22 protein-coding genes are annotated in these 26,301 nt (G+C 43.4%); 12 read left to right on the forward strand and 10 right to left on the reverse strand.

Annotation, left to right across the window (positions count from 1 at the left end):
• Positions 1-135: 135 nt before the first annotated feature.
• The 6 genes from pspF to M0C34_RS11900 all read left to right on the forward strand — a co-directional run bounded on the left by pspF (position 136) and on the right by M0C34_RS11900 (position 6,409).
• Positions 136-1,116 (forward strand): phage shock protein operon transcriptional activator, encoded by a 981-nt coding sequence (gene pspF, locus M0C34_RS11875; protein WP_248711899.1) that lies wholly within the window; start codon positions 136-138, stop codon positions 1,114-1,116.
• Between the two features lie 72 nt (positions 1,117-1,188).
• Positions 1,189-2,787: an ABC transporter substrate-binding protein gene (locus M0C34_RS11880; RefSeq protein ID WP_248711900.1), complete on the forward strand. Its 1,599-nt coding sequence runs from the start codon at positions 1,189-1,191 to the stop codon at positions 2,785-2,787.
• A 3-nt stretch (positions 2,788-2,790) separates the two neighbouring features.
• Complete coding sequence (locus tag M0C34_RS11885; protein ID WP_248711901.1) at positions 2,791-3,756, forward strand: ABC transporter permease; 966 nt, start codon at positions 2,791-2,793, stop codon at positions 3,754-3,756.
• On the forward strand, positions 3,743-4,630 hold the full coding sequence (locus M0C34_RS11890) for an ABC transporter permease subunit (protein ID WP_248711902.1): 888 nt from the start codon (positions 3,743-3,745) through the stop codon (positions 4,628-4,630). Before M0C34_RS11885 ends, M0C34_RS11890 begins: the two co-directional genes overlap by 14 nt.
• Positions 4,630-5,637 (forward strand): peptide ABC transporter ATP-binding protein, encoded by a 1,008-nt coding sequence (locus tag M0C34_RS11895; protein ID WP_248711903.1) that lies wholly within the window; start codon positions 4,630-4,632, stop codon positions 5,635-5,637. Before M0C34_RS11890 ends, M0C34_RS11895 begins: the two co-directional genes overlap by 1 nt.
• Positions 5,630-6,409, forward strand: a complete 780-nt coding sequence (locus tag M0C34_RS11900) for a peptide ABC transporter ATP-binding protein (RefSeq protein WP_248711904.1) — start codon at positions 5,630-5,632, stop codon at positions 6,407-6,409. The genes M0C34_RS11895 and M0C34_RS11900 overlap by 8 nt, the downstream gene beginning before the upstream one ends.
• A gap of 6 nt (positions 6,410-6,415) precedes the next feature.
• Here the strand turns inward: M0C34_RS11900 and M0C34_RS11905 are convergent, their stop codons facing one another.
• Positions 6,416-7,276, reverse strand: coding sequence for a PEP-CTERM/exosortase system-associated acyltransferase (locus tag M0C34_RS11905; protein ID WP_248711905.1), 861 nt, complete (start codon positions 7,274-7,276; stop codon positions 6,416-6,418).
• Between the two features lie 386 nt (positions 7,277-7,662).
• Here M0C34_RS11905 and fabV point away from each other — a divergent pair, with 386 nt between their 5' ends.
• Entirely contained in the window at positions 7,663-8,868 is a 1,206-nt protein-coding gene (fabV, locus tag M0C34_RS11910; protein WP_248711906.1) for an enoyl-ACP reductase FabV, read from the forward strand.
• Between the two features lie 52 nt (positions 8,869-8,920).
• Here the strand turns inward: fabV and M0C34_RS11915 are convergent, their stop codons facing one another.
• The 6 genes from M0C34_RS11915 to M0C34_RS11940 form a co-directional block, all read right to left on the reverse strand.
• Entirely contained in the window at positions 8,921-9,283 is a 363-nt protein-coding gene (locus tag M0C34_RS11915; RefSeq protein ID WP_248711907.1) for a DUF2850 domain-containing protein, read from the reverse strand.
• A 66-nt stretch (positions 9,284-9,349) separates the two neighbouring features.
• Positions 9,350-11,239 (reverse strand): SurA N-terminal domain-containing protein, encoded by a 1,890-nt coding sequence (locus tag M0C34_RS11920; RefSeq protein WP_248711908.1) that lies wholly within the window; start codon positions 11,237-11,239, stop codon positions 9,350-9,352.
• 89 nt (positions 11,240-11,328) lie between these two features.
• Complete coding sequence (gene hupB, locus M0C34_RS11925) at positions 11,329-11,601, reverse strand: nucleoid-associated protein HU-beta (protein ID WP_248711909.1); 273 nt, start codon at positions 11,599-11,601, stop codon at positions 11,329-11,331.
• A 213-nt stretch (positions 11,602-11,814) separates the two neighbouring features.
• Positions 11,815-14,163 (reverse strand): endopeptidase La, encoded by a 2,349-nt coding sequence (lon, locus tag M0C34_RS11930; protein WP_248711910.1) that lies wholly within the window; start codon positions 14,161-14,163, stop codon positions 11,815-11,817.
• Between the two features lie 130 nt (positions 14,164-14,293).
• Entirely contained in the window at positions 14,294-14,815 is a 522-nt protein-coding gene (gene ruvC, locus M0C34_RS11935) for a crossover junction endodeoxyribonuclease RuvC (protein WP_248711911.1), read from the reverse strand.
• Between the two features lie 5 nt (positions 14,816-14,820).
• On the reverse strand, positions 14,821-15,564 hold the full coding sequence (locus M0C34_RS11940; protein WP_248711912.1) for a YebC/PmpR family DNA-binding transcriptional regulator: 744 nt from the start codon (positions 15,562-15,564) through the stop codon (positions 14,821-14,823).
• Between the two features lie 375 nt (positions 15,565-15,939).
• Here M0C34_RS11940 and M0C34_RS11945 point away from each other — a divergent pair, with 375 nt between their 5' ends.
• From M0C34_RS11945 to M0C34_RS11955, 3 genes are all read left to right on the forward strand, one after another.
• Entirely contained in the window at positions 15,940-16,404 is a 465-nt protein-coding gene (locus M0C34_RS11945) for a type 2 periplasmic-binding domain-containing protein (RefSeq protein ID WP_248711913.1), read from the forward strand.
• Positions 16,373-17,578 carry a TonB-dependent receptor gene (locus M0C34_RS11950; RefSeq protein ID WP_248711914.1) on the forward strand — a complete coding sequence of 402 codons (1,206 nt, stop codon included), beginning with the start codon at positions 16,373-16,375 and terminating at the stop codon, positions 17,576-17,578. The genes M0C34_RS11945 and M0C34_RS11950 overlap by 32 nt, the downstream gene beginning before the upstream one ends.
• 84 nt (positions 17,579-17,662) lie before the next feature.
• Positions 17,663-20,134, forward strand: coding sequence for a putative bifunctional diguanylate cyclase/phosphodiesterase (locus M0C34_RS11955; protein ID WP_248711915.1), 2,472 nt, complete (start codon positions 17,663-17,665; stop codon positions 20,132-20,134).
• Positions 20,135-20,229: 95 nt separating this feature from the next.
• On the opposite strand, the gene aspS is transcribed toward M0C34_RS11955, so the two are convergent.
• Positions 20,230-21,990: an aspartate--tRNA ligase gene (gene aspS, locus M0C34_RS11960; protein WP_248711916.1), complete on the reverse strand. Its 1,761-nt coding sequence runs from the start codon at positions 21,988-21,990 to the stop codon at positions 20,230-20,232.
• Between the two features lie 250 nt (positions 21,991-22,240).
• On the opposite strand from aspS, the gene cmoA reads away from it, so the two are divergent.
• On the forward strand, positions 22,241-22,969 hold the full coding sequence (gene cmoA / locus M0C34_RS11965; protein WP_248711917.1) for a carboxy-S-adenosyl-L-methionine synthase CmoA: 729 nt from the start codon (positions 22,241-22,243) through the stop codon (positions 22,967-22,969).
• Positions 22,970-23,041: 72 nt separating this feature from the next.
• Here the strand turns inward: cmoA and M0C34_RS11970 are convergent, their stop codons facing one another.
• Both M0C34_RS11970 and M0C34_RS11975 read right to left on the reverse strand, forming a co-directional pair.
• Positions 23,042-23,461 (reverse strand): HIT family protein, encoded by a 420-nt coding sequence (locus M0C34_RS11970; RefSeq protein WP_248711918.1) that lies wholly within the window; start codon positions 23,459-23,461, stop codon positions 23,042-23,044.
• Between the two features lie 52 nt (positions 23,462-23,513).
• Complete coding sequence (locus tag M0C34_RS11975; protein ID WP_248711919.1) at positions 23,514-24,965, reverse strand: hypothetical protein; 1,452 nt, start codon at positions 24,963-24,965, stop codon at positions 23,514-23,516.
• A 139-nt stretch (positions 24,966-25,104) separates the two neighbouring features.
• Between M0C34_RS11975 and chrA the strand changes: the two genes are divergently transcribed.
• Entirely contained in the window at positions 25,105-26,268 is a 1,164-nt protein-coding gene (gene chrA / locus M0C34_RS11980) for a chromate efflux transporter (RefSeq protein WP_248711920.1), read from the forward strand.
• Positions 26,269-26,301: the final 33 nt, after the last annotated feature.

The raw sequence follows: 26,301 nt of genomic DNA on the forward strand, positions 1-26,301 counted from the left end.
TGTCAGTACCGCTTTACTATTACAACTCTCATGCCAACTCTTTAAGGCACTGATATTTAAGTTATTTTATAAATAGTGACAATTATCACCAGCATGTATATAGTTATTTTGACCAATATTTAGTCACGGTGACCCATGGAAACACCTAGCTTACTCGGTAACGCGCCCAGTTTTTTAGAAGTATTAGATAGAGTATCGCTACTCGCGCCACTTAATAGACCAATCTTGGTGATTGGGGAGCGAGGCACTGGAAAGGAATTAATAGCCGCCCGTTTACACTATTTGTCTGAACGTTGGGACAGCCATTACTTGAGCCTCAACTGCGCAAGCTTAAACCCAAACTTAATTGAATCAGAGCTATTCGGCCATCAAGCAGGAGCATTTACCGGTGCCTCACAACAACGTATCGGCCGTTTTGAGCAAGCCGATAAAGGGACCTTATTTTTGGACGAGCTCGCTAACATGCCAATGGAGGTACAAGAGAAACTGCTGCGAACTATCGAGTATAACCAAATTGAACGACTTGGCTCCAATAAGACCCTCGATGTAGATGTACGTTTAGTCTGCGCAACTAACCAAGACCTTCCGCGTTTGGTTGAACTCGGCGCTTTTAGGGCAGACTTACTCGACCGATTATCCTTTGCAGTAATTACCCTCCCACCGCTACGTCACCGTAAGCAGGATATCAACTTACTTGCTGAGCACTTTTCTAAAAAAATCGCTCAAGAGCTAAATTTTATTAATACCCCTCGGCTTAGCCAGGCAGTAAAGGCGCAACTTGAAGCATACCCATGGCCCGGCAATATTCGTGAACTCAAGAATGTAGTAGAGCGAGCGGTAATAGAAAACAGCAATGAAAATGGCCTTATTAGTAAGCTTAACTTCGACCCTTTTGACTCGCCATGGCGCCCCGTCACAGCAGCTGATTCAACAGAAAAGGTATCCCACAGGGAAGGCGACTTTAATCAACAAGTGGCTGACTTTGAGAAACAGCTAATTTGCGAATCATTAGAAAAAAACCGCTATAAACAAACCCAAACCGCAGAAGCTTTAGGTATCAGCTACCATCAACTTCGGGGTCTGATCAAAAAACATAGGATTAATACCCACCGCTAGGTGTATCATTGGTTGAGATGACCAGATGGTTAATGGTAAATTATCAAGCAGTTATCAGGATATCAGCATCTCATGAACGCATTATTCTCAGGCACAATGATGTGCCTAACGTTTTTACTACTGGGTTGCGAGCAACAACAAGACGTAAAAAAGCTTGGTTTAGTCTACTGTACAGAATCAGCGCCAGATACATTTAACCCGCAATTAGAAAGCTCTGTGAATGCGATAGCCGTTACATCTCGCCATTTATACGATCGCTTAATTGAAATAGACCCCGTTACCCAGCAACTGATCGGCGGTGTCGCAAATAAATGGCAAATTAGTGACGACGGTCTGCGCTATCAATTTGATTTACGAAAAGGCATTCACTTTCATAAAACCGATTATTTTAAACCAAGCCGTAACCTAAATGCCGATGATGTAATGTTTAGTTTTGAGCGTGTCCTCAATGCTGAACATCCTTTGTATCAACTTGCTGAAGGTGAATACCCTTTTTTCAACAATATCGGGTTTGGTAATAACATTCGTGAGTTTAACAAGTTAAGTGACAGCCGAGTCGAATTCGTTTTAAAACACCCTGATGCGGCATTCTTAGCAAATCTAGCCAGTGATTATGCCGTTATTTTATCCGCCGAATATGCCGATAAGCTACAGCAAAAAAATCAATTAGGTTTACTTGACCAATTGCCCATTGGTAGCGGCCCGTTCTATTTTGCCAATCAACGTAAAGATCACTTTATTCGTTATTATCGGCATTGGTTACATTGGCGAGGCGCACCGCCAATGCAGCAATTAGTGTTTGATATCACGCCAACATCCTCTATTCGCCTAGCTAAACTGCTAACCGGCCAATGTGACATAATGGCGCAGCCCGCCGCAAACCAATTGGAGGTACTGAAAGAGCGAGATGACTTGCTGGTTTCGGTGCAGTCGGGTTTAAACGTTTCGTATCTAGCCTTTAATACGCAAAAGCCCCCGTTCGCTGATGTTCGGATCCGCCGCAATGTTGCTGGCTTAATCGATAAACAACGAATCCTAGATTCGGTCTATTTAAATACTGCTGAAATTGCCGATAGCATGCTGTCACCGTCGTCTTGGGCTTACCGTTATCAAGCACGCTCTCCAAATAAAGATCAGCAGGTTTACCCCTATATAGAAAAAGCCAAACAAACTCCGATTGAATTGTGGGTGTTAAATGAATCGAAAAGCTATAACCCCCAGCCACATAAAACAGCTGAGCTAATTAGAAATGATTTAGTCAACGATGGCTACACGGTCAACGTAACATTACTAGATTGGGCGGTACTGCGCCGCTATTTGCTCAGCCCTAGTGTAAATTACGATATGCTGTTGGTTGGTTGGTCGACAGATAACAGCGATCCCGATGACTTCTTTAGGCAACAGTTTTCTTGTGATGCTGTTGAACAAGGCTATAACTACAGTCGATGGTGCAATGGTCAATTTGAGCAGTTACTCGATGACGCCATTAGCTCTACCCGTTTAGCTGACCGGGTTAGAAATTATTATCAGATTCAAAAAATAATTGAAACCGACGTACCGGTGCTGCCCTTAACCCATGCACTAAAAATGTATTCTTATAGTAATAGCTTAAACGGCATTACTTGGAACCCCTATGGCGGAGTGTCTTTTAACAATGCGTATAGGAAGTAGCCGATGTTAAGGTATCTATTAAGGCGTATTAATTTACTGATCATTACCTTTTTGATCATCAATATCATTGCTTTTGTTTTTCAACAAAAACAATCCGTATTGATTGAATCTGATGATATGTGGATAAGCCAATACTTACAGTTTGTATGGCATAACTTAAACGGCGATTTGGGTATTTCTAGCGTTACTGGCAAGCCAGTATTTGACGAGCTAATTGTATTCCTACCCGCCACATTAGAGCTTTGTTTCTCGGCATTTTTATTGTCTTTCTTGGTGGGGATCCCCTTAGGGACTTTAGCGGGTATTTATCACCAACACTGGATCAGAAACACTATCTTAAGCCTGACTATGATTGGTTATAGCATCCCGGTTTTTTGGCTAGCGCTATTATTGGTGATGAACTCTTCCGTTTTACTGGGTTGGTTTCCGGTCTCTGGTCGTTACAATCTATTGCTGGAAATCCCCCAAATTACTGGATTTGGCATCATTGATGTTATGTGGCTTGAACCGCAAGCTCGTTGGCCAGCATTCATGTCTATCTTAAGCCACTTACTTCTGCCCACCATTGTGCTTGCTGTCGTCCCCACCACGGAAGTGATTCGTCAACTGTCTAATTCAATGGCGCAAGTAATGAGCCAAAACTATATTAAAGCGGCTGCGACTAAAGGTTTGTCGAAAACGCAGATAGTGATGCGCCATGCCCTGCACAATGCCTTACCGCCTATCCTTCCTAGCTTAGGCTTACAATTTGGTAATGTGCTAACAATGGCAATGGTTCTGGAAGTGGTATTTGCCTGGCCTGGCATTGGTCGTTGGCTTATTTCAAGCATTTACCAACAAGATTATGTTGCGATACAAGGCGGTATGTTGGCGATCGCCACTTTAGTCATTTGTACCTTTGTATTAACCGATATTTTCACTGCATTGATCCACCCGTTACGCCGAAGAGAAGTTTATGCTCAGCAATAATGTATTCTCAGAAACCACCGTATCCAGTGCCTTACAAAGGGTCATGCTGCGGTTCAAAAATAACTCAATTGCAATGATTGGAGCATGGGTGCTGCTCGGCTTTATTATACTGGCCTTGTTTGGCCCGCTAATTGCGCCCTACCCCTTAGATTTCCAAGGCAGTAACCTCTTACAGCCCCCGTCATGGAACAAGTTGGGTCATGTAGATAACTTTTTTGGTACCGATGACTTAGGCCGAGACTTATTGAGCCGCTTGATCTATGGCTGCCAACTCACTTTTGGTAGCGGGCTTATCGTGGTGATATTCGCCGCAATAATCGGTATTCCGTTAGGTGTTTTGTCCGGGATGAGCCATGGTGTAAAATCGAGCGTTTTACACCATGTGATGGATACGGCGTTATCAATCCCTTCGCTATTAATTGCTATTATGGTGGTTTCATTTTTAGGGCCTGGCCTAGAAAATACCCTCATCGCCATCACGCTCGCCCAAATTCCTCAGTTTATTCGTTTCACTTACATTACGGTTTCTAGCGAAATTCAAAAAGAATATATTGTGGCTATTCGCTTAGATGGGGCGACCAATTACCGAATTTTGAAAAATGGTATCTTACCCAATATTGCGGATGCGATTGTATTTCAAATAAACCGTAGCTTTTCATCTTCTTTAATCGATATTACCGCCCTGGGTTTCATTGGCATTGGCGCTCAAGCGCCTCTCCCTGAATGGGGAGCAATGTTAGGCAGCAGCAACGATTTGTTATTCTCAGCCCCTTGGACAGTAACCTTACCGGGCTTCGTTATTATGACCAGTATTTTAAGCGTGAATATGGTGGGTGAAGGGCTTAGACAAGCTATGCTAGAGGGCGTGGACTAATGGCACTGCTTGATATTCGTAATCTTACGATTGAAATAGATACGCCTGCCGGGGTGGTTAAAGCGGTTGATAAAGTCAGCCTAACCATGGCAGAAGGCGAGATTAAAGCGCTGGTCGGCGAATCGGGGTCAGGCAAAAGCTTGATCGCTAAAGCCTTATTAGGGGTAACTAAACCCAACTGGACCGTAAAAGCAGACCGCATGCGCTTAGGCGATGTTGACCTACTCGCACTTACCGCTCGACAGCGTAGAAAAGTGTTAGGCAATGATATCGCCATGATATTTCAAGAGCCTAGCTCATGTCTTGATCCTTCCGAAGAGGTAGGCAAACAGATTGAAGAAGCTATACCTTGTCACAATATTAAGGGTGGATTTTGGCGGCGTTTTCAATGGCGTAAGAAACAGGCGCAAGCTTTGTTACACAAAGTCGGCGTTAAAGACCACCACAAAGTCATGCGCAGTTACCCATACGAGCTGTCAGACGGCTTGTGCCAAAAGGTAATGATCGCCATGGCCATTGCAGGTCAACCCAAACTATTGGTGGCTGATGAGCCGACAACGGCGATGGAAGTGACAACCGCAAGTCAGATACTTCGCTTGCTGCATAAACTAAACAAACTCAACAACACCGCTATTTTGCTGATTAGCCATGACCTGAATACCCTGTCAGATCTCGCCGATACTATTAGTGTTATATATTGTGGGCAGATGGTAGAAGTTGGCCGTTCTGAACAAGTGGTAGGCAATACCCATCATCACTACACTGCCGCCCTGCTCAATTCAGTACCTAAGTTTAATCAGCCTTTTCCACGAAAAAGTATTCTGCCTGGTTTGCCTGGGTCTATTCCGGCGCTACAACATTTACCCATTGGTTGCCGCTTAGGACCACGTTGCCCTAAAGCCCAGCGAGAGTGCGTTATTCAACCCAAGTTAAGAAAAATAAAAGGTCATCAGTTTGCATGCCACTACCCCCTCAACCTAGAAAAGAAGGCTAATGGCAATGGCTAACCTATTACGCGTAAGTAATTTGTCGCAACATGTTTATGTCCATAAAGGTTGGTTAAGTCGCCAACGCTTTGCCGCCATAGACAACATCAATTTTGAGTTGGGCATGGGAGAAAGCTTAGCCATCATCGGTGAGTCCGGCTCAGGGAAATCAAGCTTAGCAAAGGTTATCGCCGGCATAAATAAGCCAAGCAATGGCGATATCTTCGTTAATGGTGAGGCATTACGCTTTGGTGACTATACTCGCCGCTGCAGACTAATCAGAATGATTTTTCAAGATCCCAATAGTTCTCTCAATCCTCGTTCTAATATAGGAAGGATCCTTGCTGCCCCGCTCAGTCTGAACACCGCAATGTCCGCAGAAGAGCAACAACAGAAGGTCATTTCTACCTTGAAATTGGTGGGTTTATTGGAAGAACACGCCGGTTTCTATCCAAACATGCTATCGAGTGGGCAAAAACAAAGGATTGCGGTTGCTAGAGCCCTGATTTTAAGTCCCAAAATCATCGTTTTTGATGAGAGTATCGCTGGACTTGACGTGTCAGTGAGAGCGCAAATCATTAATTTACTGTTAGAACTACAGCAGCGTTTTGCGATTAGTTACATTTTTGTATCAAATGATTTAGGTTTAGTTCGTCACTTTAGCGATAAGGTATTAGTGATGCAGCACGGTAAGGCCGTTGAATTTAAAGAAACAGAACAACTATTTTCTCAACCAGAACATGAGTTAAGCCGCAGATTACTGTCGGCTTATCAAGACGCATTTCATAAGTAGACTGTATCAATTACCCCGATACAGAATCGATTCTTGGGCTCCCATCACTTCGGGTATAGATAAGGAACTATTCACTTCTCGTTCAATATAATCCATCAGTGGCTTTAAGGTAATCGGCAAATTACTACGTACTCTGTCTGAGGTGATGTAATAAGGAGCGCGCTGTCCATGATACTCAACAACAGGTCCTATTTGCTTAACTTTGATTCCCAATAAAGCGGTGCTTCGCGCCAATCGTGGCTCCATCATCACATACGCGTGACGAATATTTTGTCGCTCGGCTAATACGGTCGCAGCTAAATACATACTGGCAGTTATAAAAGGAAAGCAACGGAGCTCCTCTTCGTACAATTCCGAGACGTTAATGCCACCCACCGCAGAGTCTTTAAACCTATCGGTTTTACGGCGTCTAAAGGTGGCGTGTAAGGCTAGCCTCGATATTTCGCAGACATCTTTACGTGCAAAGTTACTGGGGTTGAGGGCTTCATCGGTAATAGCACCAGCGCAATATTTTTCTAACGGTAATAACTGAGAGCCTGAGGGACAGACTAAACGCACCGTGCTGGCAAAAGAGTTAGACGATAAATGTTTAACCAAGCAGTAATCTGAATAATCATCAAATTCGTCTCGCTCAACTTTTTGCTCATTGGTCTCTTCAAAGTTGAGTTCTTCACAATACACATCATGACGAAGGCGATACACGCTGTTTATTTCATCATCGTTCAGAGCAACGATTGGTTTAAAATAGGTCTCATAGTGGCTGGCAATTTCATCAGCCTTTTTCTTGGCGGCGTACTGAGTGGTTTTACTGGTTGGTAAGCCCACTATTTTACCTTCAATACGCGTTGGTAATATCTTGCTTTTCAATCGCTTAATCCCTATTCCTTTAAGTGAATTTAACTAGGTCCATGTGGTAGTTAACTGTTCCCTATAGATACCGACTCACTAAGTTGACGCACGGTTATCTATTCACTTTTTCTTTACGCATCACTAAATTACCCTAACTTGGGTTGATTGGAAACCAAAGCCACAGCCATTTACTTAATATAAACCGTGGCCAAATAGCTGAAAGCGCAATTAATAACCGATCTACTCGCCAATTGGCCAACAAACTCTCGCTATTCTATTAACTGCTCTGATCAGCCGAGCTGAATGCCACTTTATTGATAAACATGCTAGAATCTACAGCATTTTAATGCTGATAAAACAACATACTTCGGCGTTATTCAAACGAGCATGTTTAAGGACATAAGATGATTATTAAACCAAAAATTCGCGGCTTTATATGTACTACTACCCACCCGATAGGTTGTGCCGCCAACGTGCAAGAGCAAATTGATTACACCAAGCAACAGGGTGTGGTTAAAGATGGGCCTAAGCGTGTATTGGTTGTAGGTTCATCAAGTGGCTATGGTTTATCTTCACGAATTGCTGCCGCTTTTGGTAGTGGCGCAGCAACCATTGGCGTATTTTATGAGAAACCCGCCACAGAAAGAAAAACCGGTACCGCAGGTTGGTATAATGCAGCGGCTTTCGACCAGAAAGCTCATGAAGCGGGTTTATACGCAAAAAGCATTAACGGCGATGCATTTTCTCATCAAGCCAAAGATGCCGCTATTGAGCTGATCAAGCAAGATTTAGGACAAATTGACCTGGTTGTCTATTCATTAGCATCACCGGTACGCAAATTACCGGATACCGGAGAAGTCATTCGCTCCAGCCTAAAGCCAATCGGCGAAACCTACACAGCTACCGCGGTGGATACCAATAAAGACACCATCATTGAAGCCAGTGTAGAACCAGCTAGCGAACAAGAAATTGCAGACACTATTACTGTAATGGGCGGCGAAGACTGGGAGCTATGGATTAAAGCATTAGATGAAGCAGGCGTACTTGCTGAAGGTTGTAAAACCGTAGCCTACAGCTATATTGGTACCGCCCTAACTTGGCCAATTTATTGGGATGGCGCATTAGGTAAAGCGAAAATGGACTTAGATCGCGCTGCCAGCGCATTGAATGAAAAGCTATCCACCAAGCATGGTAGCGCTAATGTTGCGGTACTTAAAAGTGTCGTCACTCAAGCTAGCTCGGCCATTCCTGTAATGCCTTTGTATATCTCTATGGTATTTAAAATTATGAAAGAACAAGGTTTGCATGAAGGGTGTATGGAGCAGATATACCGCCTGTTCGACCAGCGTTTATACCGAGAAGACGGCACAGCTCCAGCAGTAGATGACAAAAATAGGCTCCGCCTTGATGACTGGGAGTTACGCGAAGACATTCAACAAACTTGCGTCGACCTTTGGCCGAAAATTACCAGCGAAAACTTACTAGAGCATACTGATTACGCCAACTACAAAACTGAATTCTTAAAGCTGTTTGGTTTTGGCGTTGAAGGGGTTAACTATGAAGAAGATGTTGACACACTTGTTCCTTTTGAGATTGTAGAACTCGCATAGTTAGTCTTTCTAACGTTAAACAATAAAGCCATCTAAGTCGACTTGGATGGCTTTATTTATTCACTCTTACATAGCGTAGCCTGCCAACTCTAGGTAAATAGGCATCAAGCTTTTGCCCATCCTTTGCCACTCGATACTCCACCACTTTATCTGCTGATGTTACGATGACCTTGTTGCCATTTATTTCATATTTGGTGGCAACCCGACTGCCTGACTTAAGTTGACCAATAGCATCAAACACCAAGCGCTCTTTCTTTCCATAAAAGGCGTTTTCTGATTCCCAAGTGCCCACCAAAGGATTTTTCGTGGCTTCGGGGGTGATGCCGATGACTTCTGGGTAAGTGAAATAGACAAAGCTCAACACGCCTAATCCAATACCCAGTAAGGCAAGTATCAACACCATGGATTTTTTCAATCGCCCCTCCCTATAACAAAAAAGGACGTAAAACGTCCTTTTTTAAAATGTAAACCAGATTAAAGATTACAACAAGTACTGTATCTCTGCTTTACTTTTTAGAACATTAATAAGGACTTGATAACTAGCTTCAACCTTAATGCTACTTAACTGCTCTAACCAACGCTCAGTTTCAACTGGCGCCACTGTATCTTGATCATTAACAGCGGTAACTTGAAGTACCAATTGGTCACCATTCATAGTGGCAATACGGCTAGCGGCTTTTTGCTCACTAGGTTTTGCCATCATGAACAAGTGGCGAATCACCTGAGGCTCAAAATCTTGGCTATCACGAGAAACCTTCACTTTTGAGTCAACTTGAAGATTCTGCTCGTATAACAAACCATCTAGGCCCTCACCAGATTGCAGCGCAGCGATTAAGCTATCGGCATAATCTTGCGCGGCTTTATTTGACCGAGACTGTGTTAAACCTTCCGCAATTTGAGCTTCAACTTCCTCAAAAGGCTTAATCTCAGCGGCTTGATGAGCCATAACACGAACAACAACAGAGCTATCATCTTCTAATTGAATAGCATCACTATTTAAGCCTTCAGCAATAAAGTCAGGATTAAATAGTTGGTTGATAACCTGTGGTTGATTTAATAGCGCATTCGCACTAGAGCGAGTTAGGCCTTTAACCGTTTCAACGGTTAAACCCGTTTCACTAGCCACATCCACTAAAGAGTCAGGAATTTCAAAAGATACTTCAGCTAAGCGCTGTGCTTGCTCGTAAAACGTATTTTGAGCCTGTTCTTGCTGCAAGCGTTGGCTAATTTGCACTTTAACATCATCTAAAGGTTTAACTTGAGCGGTTTCGATCTCAATGAGTTTGATTAAGTGAAAACCAGATTCTGTTTTTACTACTTCACTGACATCACCTTCATTTGCGAGCGCAAATAAGGCTGAATCAAATTCAGTAGGTAATACTCCGCTTTCAAACCAACCGAGTTCTCCGCCATTTTCTGCACTGAAAGTCTCATCAGAGGCTTCTGCGGCTAACGCAGCGAAGTCTTCACCTTGGTTAATTTTAACGAGTAACGCTTCAGCCTTTGCTTTATCGGCCGCTTCGTCATCAGTAAAGCTAATTTGAATGTGCGCTACTTTGCGTTTTTCCGCTTGAGTATAGCTTTGGCTATTCGCATCATAAAATTGCTGAATGTCTTGTTCGTCAACCACAACGCCTTCGGCGATTTTACTGGTATCTACAACGATGTATTCAACATCTACAGATTCTTCTGTTTGAAAAGTGTTCTTACGTTCTTCGTAGTAAGCTTTCAAATCTTCTTCGCTTGGAGCTTGCTGTTGTGCAAAGTTTTCAACAGGAACCGTAACGTAGCGTACATCACGAGTTTGTTGATTTAACTTGACCAACATTTCAGCTTCGCTTGGTAAGGCAAACTCGCTGCCTAACAATGCTTGTTGTAATTGCTGACGGGTCAAATCATTGCGAATCAAATCACGAAACTGGCTTGGCTGAAGATTAGCTCGATACAATACAGCTAAGTAACGGTCATTATCAAAACGGCCATCAACTTGAAACTCTGGCATATTCAATATCTGAGATTTAACCTGTGCATCACTCACTCGCAGCCCATATTTTTCTGCGGCTTGATTGAGTAAACGCTCGCTAACCATGCGGTCGAGTACATTTTGTCTAAACTGAGCCATGTAAGCAGGATCAGCGGCTAATTGATTAAAGGCTGCACCATATTGCCCTTCTAATCGTGAACGCTCGTTTTGATAGGCTTGGTCAAATTCGGCTCTGCTAATGGCTTCGCCATTTACTTCAGCAGCCAATTGCTCACTTGGTGTTGCTATATAGCTACCTACACCAGCCAAAGCAAAAGATAAAATTACAAGACCGAGGATAATTTTGGCTACCGGACCTTGGCTTCCTTCACGGAGCTTTTCCAACATGCTTATTTACTCTTTACCACATTTAATAATGAAAAAGCGCACCCCAAGATGCGCCTTTGACAGACCGCAGAAATATCTACTACTGACAATTAGTTTACGGCGTCTTTCAACGCTTTACCGGCTTTAAACGAAGGAACGTTAGCAGCGGCAATTTGAATCTCTGCACCGGTTTGCGGATTGCGACCAGTACGGGCTGAACGTTCTTTCACTTGGAAAGTACCAAAGCCTACCAAGGCAACGTTATCACCTTCTTTCAAAGTTTCAGAAATCGCTTCGATAAAAGAATCTAGTGCACGGCCGGCAGCGGCCTTAGAAATATCTGCACCTTCAGCAATTTTGTCTACGAGTTGAGCTTTATTCACAATGGGTTCCCCTTGTTGTTATTCCTTTTCTTTTTACCGTGATAATAGGTACTCCTTTATCACGACCAAGAACCAGGCTAGTCAGTCTATATATAGTTAAAACATCACCATCAATACTATTATCAACGGCGTCCATGCCAGCCTTAGGCTATAGGCCTTGAAGAAGGCTGGCAAGAACTATTTTGCTATCGAATATCGTTTATTTGCATTGACTCAAGCTTTTACTTCAAAGCCTTCAGGATTTTGCTCTAAAGCAGCCTCTAACACTTGTTCAATCCAGCGTACGGGTATGATTTTTAAGTCACCAATAACATTTTCTGGTATCTCTTCTAAATCACGTTCGTTTTCCTGTGGAATGAGAACTGTTTTAATTCCGCCACGGTGAGCAGCTAACAATTTCTCTTTAAGTCCACCAATAGGTAACACTTCACCACGTAGCGTGATTTCACCGGTCATAGCGACCTCGGCCTTAACCGGGTTGCCGGTTAAACTCGATACCAAAGCGGTACACATTGCCACACCAGCACTTGGCCCATCTTTGGGCGTAGCCCCTTCAGGTACGTGTACATGTATGTCTCGCTTCTCGTAAAAGTCGCTGTTGATACGCCACTTGTCGGCACGCGCTCTTACCACGGTCATAGCGGCTTGAATAGACTCTTGCATCACGTCACCTAAAGAACCCGTGTAAGTGAGCTTGCCTTTACCAGGTACCGAGGCGGTTTCAATAGTCAGCAAATCACCGCCCACTTCTGTCCAAGCCAAACCAGTCACCATACCTACACGGTTGTTCTCATCAGCTTTACCGTAATCACAACGCTGCACGCCTAAGTAGGTACTGAGATTGTCTTGGCTAATTTCAACCTGTTTCAAGTCTTTGTTAAGCAGAATTTCTTTTACTGCTTTACGACAAAGTTTAGAAATTTCTCTCTCTAGACTACGCACACCCGCTTCACGCGTGTAATAACGAATGATGCCAATAATGGCACTATCATGAATGGTGATTTCGTGATCTTTAAGACCGTTACGTTTAATTTGCTTACTGATCAAATGTTGCTTAGCAATATTCAATTTCTCGTCTTCGGTATACCCCGATAAACGAATCACTTCCATTCGGTCTAACAAAGGACCAGGAATGTTCATTGAATTTGATGTAGCAACAAACATTACATCAGACAAATCGTAATCGACTTCTAAGTAATGATCGTTAAAGCTGTTGTTTTGCTCTGGGTCTAACACTTCTAACAATGCTGAAGCAGGATCACCACGCATATCTGAAGCCATTTTATCGATTTCATCTAGCAAAAACAGCGGGTTTTTTACCGCCACTTTAGACATTTTCTGAATCAACTTACCTGGCATAGAGCCTATGTAGGTGCGACGATGACCACGAATTTCAGCCTCGTCTCTAACGCCACCTAATGCCATGCGCACATATTTCCGCCCGGTAGACTTAGCAATAGATTGGCCCAGAGAGGTTTTTCCCACGCCCGGCGGCCCAACTAGACATAAAATAGGCCCTTTCAATTTGTTTACTCGGCTTTGTACCGCCAAGTACTCTAAAATACGTTCTTTGACCTTTTCCAAGCCGTAATGGTCTTGATTAAGGACTTGTTCAGCTTTAGCTAAGTCACGCTTAACTTTAGAGCGTTTCACCCAAGGTACACTTAACATCCAATCTACATAGCCACGAACTACGGTAGCTTCGGCAGACATCGGAGACATCATTTTAAGTTTATTCAGTTCTGCTAAAGTTTTATCTTTAGCTTCTTCTGGCATCTTGGCTTCTTCAATGCGCTGAGACAACTGCTCAAACTCATCTTGACCATCTTCAGATTCGCCCAGTTCTTTCTGAATAGCCTTCATCTGCTCGTTGAGATAGTACTCGCGCTGACTTTTTTCCATTTGCTTTTTGACTCGACCGCGGATTTTCTTTTCCACGTGTAGCAAATCGATTTCAGACTCCATCATCGCCATCAGATATTCGAGGCGTTCAGGAATACTGGCTAACTCTAGTACTGACTGCTTGTCTTCTAACTTCAAAGGCATATGAGCAGCCATGGTGTCAGCTAAGCGCGCGGCATCATCGATACCAGAAACCGAAGTGAGCACTTCTGGTGGGATCTTTTTATTCAGCTTAATGTAGCCTTCAAACTGGCTAATCGCCGAGCGCACCATGACTTCTTGTTCTTTCTCGTCAGGTTGAGCAGACACGATGTATTCAGCAGAAGCGACATAGTATTCATCGTCTTGAATAATTTGCTCTAGCTTGGCGCGCTGGCTGCCCTCAACAAGTACTTTCACAGTACCGTCAGGCAACTTCAACAATTGGAGAATATTAGCTACCGTACCTACGGTATATAAGTCTTCTGCTTGAGGGTTATCATTACTGGCATCCTTCTGCGCCACTAACAAAACTTGCTTGTCTTGACTCATCGCGCTTTCTAAGCAACGAATAGACTTTTCACGACCAACAAACAATGGGATAACCATGTGTGGGTATACCACTACATCACGCAGTGGTAATACGGGAATTTCAAAACGTTCTGAACGCTCTAAGGTCATGTCGTCCTCTTTACCTTAGCTAATAAACTCTATCAGCAATATATTGGGTCAAAGTTTTAAGTTTCAATTCGTTCCGTTGAATTTTTACTAAAAAAACCGTTGTTTGCTGCTTTTTTAAGCAAACAATCAATTAGCGTAAGCGTCGCCTTACTGTTCCTCGGACTTTACCAGCCATGCTGATTAAGCTTTGCCTAGTATGACAATGACATAAAGCCACCGCCAAAGCATCTGCCGCGTCAGCTTGAGGATTAGCGGATAACGACAACAATTGCGCCACCATATGTTGTACTTGTGATTTATCTGCGGCGCCAGTTCCTACGACCGCTTGCTTTATTTGTCTGGCAGAATACTCCGCTACAGGTAAGTCATGACGAACAGCTGCAACAATAGCGGCGCCTCGTGCTTGCCCTAACTTGAGCGCTGAATCGGGATTTTTTGCCATGAATACCTGCTCAATGGCGAACTCATCAGGTGAAAATTGAGTAATAATTTCACTGACACCAGCATGTATTTGTTTTAAGCGTAACGGAAGTTCTTTTTCGCTGGTGCGAATACAACCGCTTCCCAGGTATTCTATTTTGCCGTTGGCTTGTTTGACTATTCCATAGCCTGTGATTCTCGACCCTGGATCAATACCTAATACAATATTCACTGTGCTTACAACTGCGCAGCGACTTCATCAGAAATCTCACCGTTGTGGTAGACCTCTTGAACGTCATCATCATCTTCTAACATATCAATTAACCTGATCAACTTAGGTGCCGTTGCCGCATCTAGTTCAGCATGGGTTGAAGCGATCATGGTCACTTCCGAATGAACAGCTAACAGCCCACTCGCATCTAGCGCATCTTTTACTTCGCCAAACTCATTGGGAGAGGTAAATACATCAATGCTGCCATCGTCATTGGTTGTCACATCGTCAGCGCCCGCTTCTAAAGCAGCATCCATGACGCGTTCTTCATCAGTGCCCGCTGGGTAAGAGATAATGCCCTTCTTCTCAAATAGGTAGCCCACACTGCCATCAGTGCCTAGGTTACCGCCACTTTTCGAAAAAGCATGCCTGACACTAGATACGGTTCTATTTCGATTATCGGTCATCGTTTCCACTAAAACGGCGGTACCGCCTGGCCCATAGCCTTCATAAATAACCGTTTCAAGTTGCTGCCCGTCGAGTTCTCCAGCGCCACGTTGAACCGCTCGATTGACGGTATCGCGGGTCATGTTATTAGACAGCGCTTTGTCTATTGCTGCTCGGAGACGAGGATTGGCATCAGGATCAGACCCCCCTTCCCTAGCTGCAACCGTTAACTCTCGAATGAATTTGGTGAAAATCTTCCCACGTTTAGCATCTTGTGCCGCTTTACGGTGTTTAATATTGGCCCACTTACTATGCCCCGCCACTATTATCTCCTTTTATTTATTCTATCCAGCAATAATAAACATTATAAACACTGCAAGCACAGCTTTATTACGAGAATTAACCATTGCCTATTCGATAAGTACTTACAAGTCGTGGGTAAATATTTCGTTACAGCGCGGTATTTTTAACTAACAGAGAAAATTTGACAAGCAATCGTGATTTTCACCATCATGGCGCACGAAACTTTCCGCATTTGCGTTGAAATCAATGAATAAAAAAATCTTTACATTCCATCACTTAGCGATTCCTTAATACTAAAAACATCCTAAATACTAAGTTACCTTACCTTATTGATAATTTTATTCTATTGTTAATATGTAGGTGGAATCGATATTATAAACAACCAACGGACGGTTATGATTGCAACTTGTTGGCGATTTTTTGTTCTGCTTAAGCAACTCAAGTTGTTTGGCCATAAATCGCTTATATTATTTCTAATTATTAGTGTAAGTAATCCTCTTCATGCCAACGTGTGGGTTGTCGGCCATGCTACTCATCAGTTCGAACTAAATACTAAAAACATCCGCTCTATCTTCTCGTTACGTCAAAAAAATTGGCCAAACGGCCAAGCCATAGAAATTGTGGTAATGAACAGCAATGATGAATTGCACAAACAATTTTGTTTAAGCGCTCTTAAACTGTTTCCTTACCAGCTCACCAGAATTTGGGAAAGACAGATATACACGGGCACCGCAATTGCGCCTACAGAGGTTGATTCAGAGCAAGCAATGCTGCAAAAAATTCTCGACAATCCAAATGCGATTGGATACTCAAGCCAAGAGGTAAACAATGAAGAACTTCATTCTATTCTTGTTGAGTAGCTCTCTAGGCATGCTGTTGCCTAATGCCGCCCATGCCAAATTATCTTGGGGAGGGTTTGTCTCGGCCAGTTATATAGATGTTAACGCCAACAACTATTACGGGTATAACTCTGGTGATAGCGGACCGCTATTTGAGGCTGGCCTGCACGGCTACTGGTACATAAACCCTCGATGGTCAGTATCTGGTTTAGTTATCGCTCGTGAAAGTGGCGATTGGTTTGAAACGGGCTTAGAAGTTGATTATTTAAGCCTAAATTACCAGGTGGAAACTAACGAAGATTGGGAAATAGGCTTTAAGTTAGGCCGTTTTAAGCTGGCTAATGGTATTTATGGCGCAACACGCGATGTGCCATTTACTCGTCCTAGCATCTTGCTGCCGTCTTCGGTTTATCCACATATTCTAAAGGAGCAAAGTCTTCGGGCCGACGGTATTCGCGCCGACTTAGACTACTATACCCAAAGCGGTCAACAGTATAGTTTAGCCGCATCGATCGGTAAGGAAGCGTTTGATGAAAGTTTTAGCCGACGCTTTTTTGGCCAAGACCAAGGAGGGACTTTTGAAAGCGATTGGAATACCTCTATTCACCTTTCCACTCGGCCAAATGCTAATTGGTTAGTGGCTGTTGAATACCGTCGCCTTAAAAGTCATCTCAATGATGCCATTAATATTGGTATTCCCACTCCACCTAATGGTGACATCACCTATGCGCCTTTAGATTTCACTATGGATACTGACCAATACATCCTTTCATTACAGTATGCTCAACAACGGTATGAGTTAACCAGCGAATTCACGATGCGCCGCGGCGGCACCTATGCTCAAGGTAAAAACGCCATCGCTGAAGCCCTTGAACCCGCATTTGATGGTAGCACTGATATCAATGCCTACTATCTTCAAATGATTTATATGCTCAATCAACAATGGAATTTATTAGCTCGGTATGACCGCAGTCATTTCGTAGATAATGATATAGATGAAAACCTAAGAAACTTAAGTGATGTGACTGTCGGAGCCAGCTGGAATTTCCACCGTAATTTACAGCTAAAAATCGAACACCACTGGTTCACGGGCACGTCTATGTTAGCCCCGGTAAACGACTTAAACCCCACTAGAGAAAACAATCCTGAACGTTACTGGAGACTGTTTGCAGTTCAACTTAGTTATCGTTTTTGATAATTCGCTCTATGCTTAAACAGAGCAAATGACATTTTCTCTTAATAACACTAATAATAAAAAAGTAAACTGAGTGGTAGACCAATGAAGTTAAGTCGGTTCCCTTTAATCGATATAAAAAAACGCTATGTCAGTGTCCGGCTCAAATTGACGGTTATGCTGATTTTAGCGGCGGGTGTATTAGTGGCCACTTTTGGTTTAACCGCAATGGAGCGTTACCAAAGTCAGCAAGCCGAACTAAAAACAAGCTATTTGGATAACTACTCCTTAGAGTTCAATGATCAAATTAATCGATTAAGTGACAGTATTACCTACATATTTGAAGCACAGTCGCTGTTTAGTAACGCAGAAAACCTCAACCAACTTGATGTATACCTTTCAAAACATCTGCCCGAATTACAATGGCTATTACCGATAACTAATGGCTGCACCGTAAACAACCAAGGTGACTATTCTTGTCACTCTAAAGACTCATTACCGCCAGAAGAACTCCTAAAACAAGTCGCGTCGCGTGCTAGGCCTATGCAACTTTTACAATGCGATATTGCATGCCACCTGTGGATTTCCTTGCCAATTCGTACTCTCAATGCCGAACAGGGAGTATTGGCATTTCAATTAGAACTCGCCGATGCTCTGATCAACGTAACTCAGCGCGATAACATTGAACTCGCAATCATCGATTTAGATCGTTCCATCTACAAAAGCATTTTGCTGGCGACCAATACTCAGCGAAATAGTCAACAGTGGTTTAATAGCGCCATTGAATACCGTAATCACGCCAATATGGAATTTATGGTCGAAGGCAAAACCATTGTAGGTAAGCTTTACCCCATAAAAAACAGTGCTACTTCGGCCTTAAGGTTAGTGGTGCTGAAAGACTGGAGTGAACAAGTTTTATTAACCACCAGTTTCGAAAACCGACTGGCCATGTTACTGCTGCTAACCATGAGCCTAAGCATTATTGTTGGGCTTGTATTGATGCGACGGCCGCTAAGCAGTTTGCGCTATCACACTGAAAATTTACCCAGCATTCTCAATAACAAAGGTTACCAATCACAAAATACGCTACATATGTTTAATGACGAGTTCGACTCTTTAGATAATATTTCTATAGAGCTAGCCGATCGTTTTAACAAGATGAACTCGAGTATTGCAGCCAATACCAAAGTATTGGAAAAGATGGCGATGGAAGACCCATTAACCGAATTACCTAATCGTACCGCATTCTTAAAACAGTTAGGTGAATCCCTTAAAACAGCCGAAGAACTCAATGAAGAATTGAGCCTCATTTATATCGACTTAGATAACTTTAAAACCATCAACGATACCTTAGGCCATGACTTTGGTGATTTATTATTAGTACAAGTTGCTAAACGCATCATGCAACTCAGTCAATTTTCGTCAAACACTTTCCGTTTGGGAGGGGATGAGTTCACACTGATTATCCATCGCCAAAATAAAGACAGTGTGCTTGGCTTCGCTTATAGCTTGGCGCAAGAAATAGCCCGCGAAATCACCATTTCTGGTGTATCGATGAAAGTAACACTGAGTGTGGGCATAGCCACCGCTAAACAGGCGGAGTATCAACCGCAACTATTAGTTAAATATGCAGATTTAGCGATGTACTCATCCAAGCGAAAAGGCCGAAACTGCTGCACCCATTTCGACATTGAGTTAGCCTATGCAAACGACATGGTATTCACCATTGAAAACCAATTTCAGCAGGCGATGAGTAATGATGAGCTAGAGTTATATCTGCAGCCTCAAGTATCAATGGTTCAACAAAAAATCACCGGATTCGAGTTACTCCTGCGCTGGAATCACCCCACACAAGGCTTGATGAATCCTGGCCAGTTTTTAGATACCGTAGAGGCAGGTCGGCATATTTTGCCGCTAGGATATTGGGTTATCGATAAAACCTTGGCGCTTATGGAGGAATTCAACCAGCTAGGATATGAAGGTTTAACCATCGCATTTAATGTTAGTGGAAGGCAATTTGAAGATGAAAACTTTGCAAAGAAATTAATATCCAAGTACCAGAGTTCAGAGCTTGGCAATAATTGTCTAGAACTTGAAATCACGGAAAGTGTTGCGGTGCAAAACTATCAGCAAGTTAAAAATCAACTTAACCACATTCGTAATGCGGGGATTAAAGTTGCATTTGATGATTTTGGTAAAGGTTTCACCTCTCTCAGTTACCTCAGTAATTTGGCCTGTGACAAAATTAAATTTGACCGAGAGTTTGGCCACAACGCAATCACATCAGTTCCTACTCAGAACATTGTATTAAGCATGCTCAAACTGATGCATACCTTAGAATTTGATATTTTGGTTGAAGGGGTTGAAACTCTCGCCCACGCTAATTGGCTGAAAAAAAATGGGTTTGATAAAGTGCAAGGCTACTTATTTGGCCGACCACTGCCCAAGGCAGATGCACTGGCTTTTTATAACGATTGTAATAGTAAAGGCGCTTTACTGGATAAAGATAGAGAAGTATTACACTTGCACCCACTGTTTCGGCTCCCCAAGGGGTCGAGTCGCTCTAACAGCACCTAGTTAGTATTTATCATACTGCTTATAGCTTCATATGACGGCTACGGTAAAAATAAAAAAGGCGAGCTAAGCTCGCCTTTTTTAGTGGTGAATAGTCATTACTCTGGCTTAGTGATTGTTAACGCCAACTCTTTCAAAGAAACAGGGTTAGCTGCACTAGGCGCGCTGGTCAAAGGACAGGCAGCGGTTGCCGTTTTAGGAAATGCCATAACGTCGCGAATAGAGCTTGCACCCGTCATTAACATCACAATGCGGTCTAAGCCAAATGCTAAGCCTGCATGTGGTGGAGCACCATACTGTAGCGCCTCTAACAAGAAGCCAAATTTCTCTTGCGCTTCTTCATCACTAATACCAAGCACTTTAAAGGCCGCAGCTTGCATATCTTGCTTATGAATACGCACACTACCACCGCCTAGCTCACAACCGTTTAGTACCATATCGTAAGCATTTGATAATACCCCGGCCGGTGACTCAGTGAGTTGCTCAGCGCTAATACCAGCAACAGGAGCGGTGAATGGGTGATGAATCGCGTGGAATTGGCCATCGACTTCTTCGAACATTGGGAAATCAACCACCCATAGAGGCTTCCATTCATCGGCCACTAAGCCCATGTCTTCACCCACTTTTAGACGCAACGCTCCCATTGCTTCACAAACCACATTGGCTTTATCAGCACCAAATAGTATTAAATCACCGTCTTGGGCTTCACAGCGAGCAACAATTCCCGTTGCCACATCTTCGGTTAGAAACTTAAGGATTGGAGACTGCAGGCCTTCTAAGCCGGCATCTAGCTGGTTAACTTTCATCCACGCCAAACCTTTAGCGCCGTAAATACCAACATATTTACCGTAGTCATCGATTTGTTTACGAGAAAGCTTAGCACCACCAGGTACACGTAATACTGCGACTCGGCCTTTTTCATCATTGGCAGGGCCAGAAAACACCTTAAATTCTACGTCTTTGAGCAAATCAGCGACATCAACTAATTGCATTGGGTTACGTAAATCTGGCTTATCAGAACCATATAGACGCATGGCCTCAGCATAAGTCATTTGTGGAAAGACACCTAAATCAACATCGAGCATCGTTTCAAACAACTCACGCATCATTTGCTCGGTAACCGCCATAACTTGGTCAGACGTCATGAATGATGTTTCGATATCGATCTGGGTAAATTCAGGTTGGCGGTCGGCACGTAAGTCTTCATCACGAAAACACTTAACTATCTGATAGTACCTGTCCATACCTGACATCATCAGCAATTGCTTAAAGATTTGTGGTGATTGAGGCAATGCGAAAAATTGGCCTTTATGGGTACGACTTGGCACCAAGTAATCACGTGCGCCTTCAGGAGTAGCCTTAGTCAAAATTGGGGTTTCAATATCTAGAAAGCCATTCTCTTCCATGAAGCGACGAACGAACCCCGTCACCTTGGCACGAAATACCAAACGTTGATTCATTTCTGGGCGACGCAAGTCCAAATAACGATACTTTAAGCGCTGCTCTTCAGAGTTATCTTGGTTACTATCTAATGGCAATGGCGCTGAACGGTTCAGAATTTCGAGCTCTAAGCCTAGCAGTTCAACTTCGCCGGTTGTCATGTCAGCATTAATCTGGCTTTCAGGGCGAGCACGTACGCGGCCTTTCAGGCGCACACAGAATTCGTTACGCAAACTATTAGCGGTATTAAATACATCAGCACGGTCGGGATCAAACACCACCTGAACAATGCCTTCACGGTCACGCAAATCAATGAAGATTACTCCACCCAAATCACGACGACGATTAATCCAACCGACTAAATTTATTTCTTGATCAACTAGCTCTTTGGTAACTTGTCCGCAGTAAACAGTGCGCATTTGGCCTTTCCCGTTTTACGTTTTAAAATTCATTGAATAATCTAACTTGGCAAAAACACCAATAATGAGTTTTTGCCAAGAGAAAAGGCGATAGTATAAAGGAAAGCGACCACAAATAAGAATAGTGATACAGCAATAAATCTGCCCTTAAGGGTAAAATTGCCGAAGACAAGTTAGGTTTGGCTAGTTACAATAGCCTTTAGGGTCACATTACCCGCTCAATTCTATCAATTTCCGCACGAGAGCCCCCATGCAAGGCAAAGACAAATTATTTTCTCAACCTATCACCCAGCTAGGTGAATTTCGTTTCGATGATCAAGTCGCAGAAGTATTCCCAGATATGATCCAACGTTCAGTGCCGGGCTATAGCAATATTATTTCTACGATTGGCCATCTTACAGAGCAGTTTCATCAAGCTAATACCACCTTATACGATTTAGGTTGTTCTCTTGGGGCTGCCAGCTTAGCTATGCGCCGAGCCGTTAAGCTTGAGAACGTTGAAATTGTGGCAGTTGATAACTCGCCAGCCATGGTTGAACGTTGCCAAAAGCACTTAGAAGCGTTTAGAGCCTCTACACCTGTAACGGTTATTTGTGATGATATTTGCGATGTAGAGATAACGAACGCGTCTGTGGTTGTACTAAATTTCACCTTACAGTTTATTCCAAAGGACCAACGCCTAAGCTTACTGAGAAAAATTCATGCGGGTATGGTGAAAGGCGGCTTATTGGTAGTCAGCGAGAAATTTCATTTTTCAGCGCTGGCCATTCAAGATTTAATTAGCGAATTGCACTTAGATTTCAAACGGGCCAACGGCTACAGTGAATTGGAAATAAGCCAAAAACGCAGTTCTTTAGATAATGTGTTAGTTCCTGATACCATTGAAGAGCATAAACAACGATTTAAAGAGGCTGGTTTTAGTGATAGCGAGTTATGGTTTCAGTGCTTTAACTTTGGTTCTTTAGTCGCAATTAAGTAATTTTTACCAAGCAAGCGCTAAATACGAGCTACTAAAACAATCTCGTAGCTCAATTTTTTGTCTCAGGGGCATTTACTGGGCTAAAATAGCGACAATTTTATCGGCAAAAGGCTGTAAGCTTTCACTATCAACCATATTGCGAGCATGGCTTCGGGCCTCAGCCAGTGAGCCCGGTATGATATGAAAATGTAAATGAGGGACGGTTTGCCCTGCCGCCGCACCATTAAACTGCACCAAACTAATGCCTTCAGCGCCCATAGCTTGTTTTACCGCTGCCGCGACTTTTTTCACAGTTTTAATCACTGCTGCAGCTGCGTCGTCTGATAACTCAAATATCGTTTCTGCATGCTCTTTAGGTAGCACTAAAGTATGGCCATCGGCCTGCGGCATAATGTCCATAAATGCGAGGGTATGTTCATCTTCGTACACCTTTAAACAGCTCATTTCCCCGCGAATAATCTTAGCGAATATATTGTTGTTGTCATAACTCATATCATTGATTCCCTGATAGTTTTAATTTCAGCATCGGGCTGTTATCGGCATATTATTGCACACCCAGATCTTCTAACAAATGGGCTTGGTCAAAATAGCGCTCTCCAACAAAACTAATGGCATGATCGCCAAAACGGCGCAAGGTTCCAGGTTGCTTAACCCCCATAGGCCAGAAGAACCAGCGCTCTAAACGCTGGGAACCCCAAACATAACCTTGCGGATCATAGATGGCTTGATAGCCCTGCTCGTGTTCTAAACTAAGCAAATTTCCCCAAGGAGCAAGTTGATACTCCCGTTGACTAGCAAGCAGAAGGGTATCATCGACTACAGGCCTAACATTAATAATTTGGTGAGTATCTGCGCTAACACTAATACGCATTTGTTCTGCCGTATCAACCCGATACATTAAAACGCTCTCTTGCTTGGGATCTTGAATCGCCTCATAGGCTCGTTCCTTAGGCAGCATCAACGTATACCAACAGCCGCAAAGGTGAATACTATCGTAGGCTATCACTTCCAACTGTGGACTCAAATGAACCCTAAAAACCAAGGCGTCATGCCGACCTGCCACCCAATCGACAGAAGAGAGTTTAGGGCGTTGCTTAAACCACAGCACATAATTGAGCTGTATACTGGTGCGCCCTTTAAACCTTCCGTAGCTGATTTTTGAAAAACTTACAGGCTGTGTGGTGTCAACCTCCAGCTGGTGTTGCCGCCAATATGGTGAACCAGGAAGATTGTCTGCCTGCGAGTTCTCAATCAACCATTGCGGCGCGTGCCAGTCGAGTAATTGCATTTGTTGATGCTTCGCGCTTAATTGGCCAAACTGATTAAACTCAACTGCGGCAGCGTCTAGCTTGCGACTTCTTTGTGCAGGGATATATAGTGCGACGTCTTGTTCACTAAAACCAGACAGTGGCGAGCGGCTGGCTGCTTGCCACTGATGCCTTAGACTGGTTTGTTCTTTTACTACAGCACTAGCAAATATTTTTGAGCTAATAGGATACAAACCAAACACCTTCGCAGTGCTTGAATAATCCTCATCAGGAGGAACACTAGCCAATAAACTAACCATGTGTTCAGGGTTGGTTTTATACTGCTTAGCAAGTTGGCTAACACACTGTTCAATAAACGGCTTAGCGTCCACAACGTGATTGGATTGCAGCCACTCTTTGGCATATTTCGTCTCTAAAACTAGCCATTCTGCTTGTAAACCACTAATCGCTAAAGCACTCATAGAATCAATTAGCGTTGCTTGAACAGCCCCACTCGGGAGTGCCGAGTTTTCTAGGTAATGATAGATAAAACGGTCATAACGCAACCACGCAGTTGCGGCAACACGCTCACCTTTCAAAGTACCAACGTTCTCGACTAATAGCTTATCTAAACGCTTAAGCGCAGGCTCACAAGAGAGTGTTAACTGAGGCGCAGTTGCGCTACAAGCTTGCAAAACTAGCAGGCAAACAAGTGCTACCACCATTTTAGCCTCATGGATAAAGTACACTGCCACTCCTTGACTGATTAACTAAGCAGTTTTGTATTGTACATGTTCAAGTCAACCAATGAGATTAGTTTATAGGGCGCAATATAACGGTAACAAATCCGTCATAAAATCGAAGTTCTTCTCACTCGACTATAATACTATGAGCGCAATATTTGACGTGTTTTTCAGCTTTTTTCGCTTAGGTTTGCTGAGCTTCGGTGGGCCTGCTGCACATATTAGCTTTTTCAAGCAAGAGTTTGTTGATAACAAACAATGGTTAACCCAGCAAGAGTACGCCAATTTAGTTGCTCTGAGCCAGTTTTTGCCTGGCCCTGGTTCATCTCAAGTGGGTTTTGCCATTGGCCTGCATCGAGCGGGTAAGTTGGGTGCGGTTGCTGCATTTATTGGCTTCACTTTACCTTCAGCCGTATTAATGCTGACCTTAGCCTTAGCGGCTAATTACAGTCATCACCACCCCTATATCATCGGCCTAATCGCAGGCTTAAAAATTGCCGCGTTGGTGGTGGTAGTAGATGCTATTAGGTTAATGTTCAGCCAATTTTGCACAAATATTTATCTTAGTAGCGCTTGTTTCGTAACGGCTTCAGGGCTACTCCTGTTCCCTCAGTTAAGTACCCAACTCGTCTGCCTAATGCTCGCTGCCCTCGCCGGTTTAGCATTACACAAGCGGCTCGTGCTTATAAAACCCAATAATGAGTTGATGGTGTTAAAAACAGGTTCAATCAACTTCGCTTACCTGGTGATATTTGGTCTGCTGCTAGTTTTGCCATTGCTAAATCCCCCCCCTATTTTGCAGAGTTTTAGTCAATTCTACCAAGCGGGTAGCTGGGTATTTGGTGGAGGGCACGTAGTACTTCCGCTCCTGCAACAAGCGCTATCTGGCGAAATAAACCAAGCGCAATTCCTTACCGCTTATGCTGCAGCACAGGCAGTACCCGGCCCAATGTTTACTATTGCCAGTTATCTAGGTGCAATAATCGGAGACCAAACGCCTTTAAGCTACGCGGCTACCGCCACCTTTGCTATTTTCCTGCCTGGTTTTTTACTGGTACTCGCTTTTGCGGATGCTTGGCAAGTTTTAGCCCAAAAGGCCAAGTTCTCAGCAGCAATGCAAATGGTGAATGCAGCGGTCGTTGGCTTGTTAATCGCAGCCCTTTATCAACCGATTTTTATTAACGCAGTGCACTCTAGCCTAGACATTACATTAGCCCTGATGGGCTTTTTTATATTACGAATATTAAAGCTTCCGCTGTACATAATGCTTATTAGTTTAGGGGGGGCGGGTATTGCGCTGTTGGCTTAAAAAAAATAGCCTGCGATTAAGCAGGCTACGTTG

It is taken from the genome of Agarivorans sp. TSD2052 (assembly GCF_023238625.1).
In the GTDB taxonomy this organism is placed as follows: domain Bacteria; phylum Pseudomonadota; class Gammaproteobacteria; order Enterobacterales; family Celerinatantimonadaceae; genus Agarivorans.

What these genes read in the sequence shown, in the direction of transcription:
- cmoA (WP_248711917.1), top strand. Translation starts at nt 22,241, where the DNA reads ATGCAAGGCAAAGACAAATTATTTTCTCAACCTATCACCCAGCTAGGT.
- M0C34_RS11955 (WP_248711915.1), top strand. Translation starts at nt 17,663, where the DNA reads ATGAAGTTAAGTCGGTTCCCTTTAATCGATATAAAAAAACGCTATGTC.
- M0C34_RS11920 (WP_248711908.1), bottom strand. Translation starts at nt 11,239, where the DNA reads ATGTTGGAAAAGCTCCGTGAAGGAAGCCAAGGTCCGGTAGCCAAAATT.
- M0C34_RS11945 (WP_248711913.1), top strand. Translation starts at nt 15,940, where the DNA reads ATGATTGCAACTTGTTGGCGATTTTTTGTTCTGCTTAAGCAACTCAAG.
- M0C34_RS11900 (WP_248711904.1), top strand. Translation starts at nt 5,630, where the DNA reads ATGGCTAACCTATTACGCGTAAGTAATTTGTCGCAACATGTTTATGTC.
- M0C34_RS11885 (WP_248711901.1), top strand. Translation starts at nt 2,791, where the DNA reads ATGTTAAGGTATCTATTAAGGCGTATTAATTTACTGATCATTACCTTT.
- M0C34_RS11895 (WP_248711903.1), top strand. Translation starts at nt 4,630, where the DNA reads ATGGCACTGCTTGATATTCGTAATCTTACGATTGAAATAGATACGCCT.
- M0C34_RS11950 (WP_248711914.1), top strand. Translation starts at nt 16,373, where the DNA reads ATGAAGAACTTCATTCTATTCTTGTTGAGTAGCTCTCTAGGCATGCTG.
- lon (WP_248711910.1), bottom strand. Translation starts at nt 14,163, where the DNA reads ATGACCTTAGAGCGTTCAGAACGTTTTGAAATTCCCGTATTACCACTG.
- aspS (WP_248711916.1), bottom strand. Translation starts at nt 21,990, where the DNA reads ATGCGCACTGTTTACTGCGGACAAGTTACCAAAGAGCTAGTTGATCAA.
- fabV (WP_248711906.1), top strand. Translation starts at nt 7,663, where the DNA reads ATGATTATTAAACCAAAAATTCGCGGCTTTATATGTACTACTACCCAC.
- M0C34_RS11890 (WP_248711902.1), top strand. Translation starts at nt 3,743, where the DNA reads ATGCTCAGCAATAATGTATTCTCAGAAACCACCGTATCCAGTGCCTTA.
- chrA (WP_248711920.1), top strand. Translation starts at nt 25,105, where the DNA reads ATGAGCGCAATATTTGACGTGTTTTTCAGCTTTTTTCGCTTAGGTTTG.
- M0C34_RS11880 (WP_248711900.1), top strand. Translation starts at nt 1,189, where the DNA reads ATGAACGCATTATTCTCAGGCACAATGATGTGCCTAACGTTTTTACTA.
- M0C34_RS11970 (WP_248711918.1), bottom strand. Translation starts at nt 23,461, where the DNA reads ATGAGTTATGACAACAACAATATATTCGCTAAGATTATTCGCGGGGAA.
- pspF (WP_248711899.1), top strand. Translation starts at nt 136, where the DNA reads ATGGAAACACCTAGCTTACTCGGTAACGCGCCCAGTTTTTTAGAAGTA.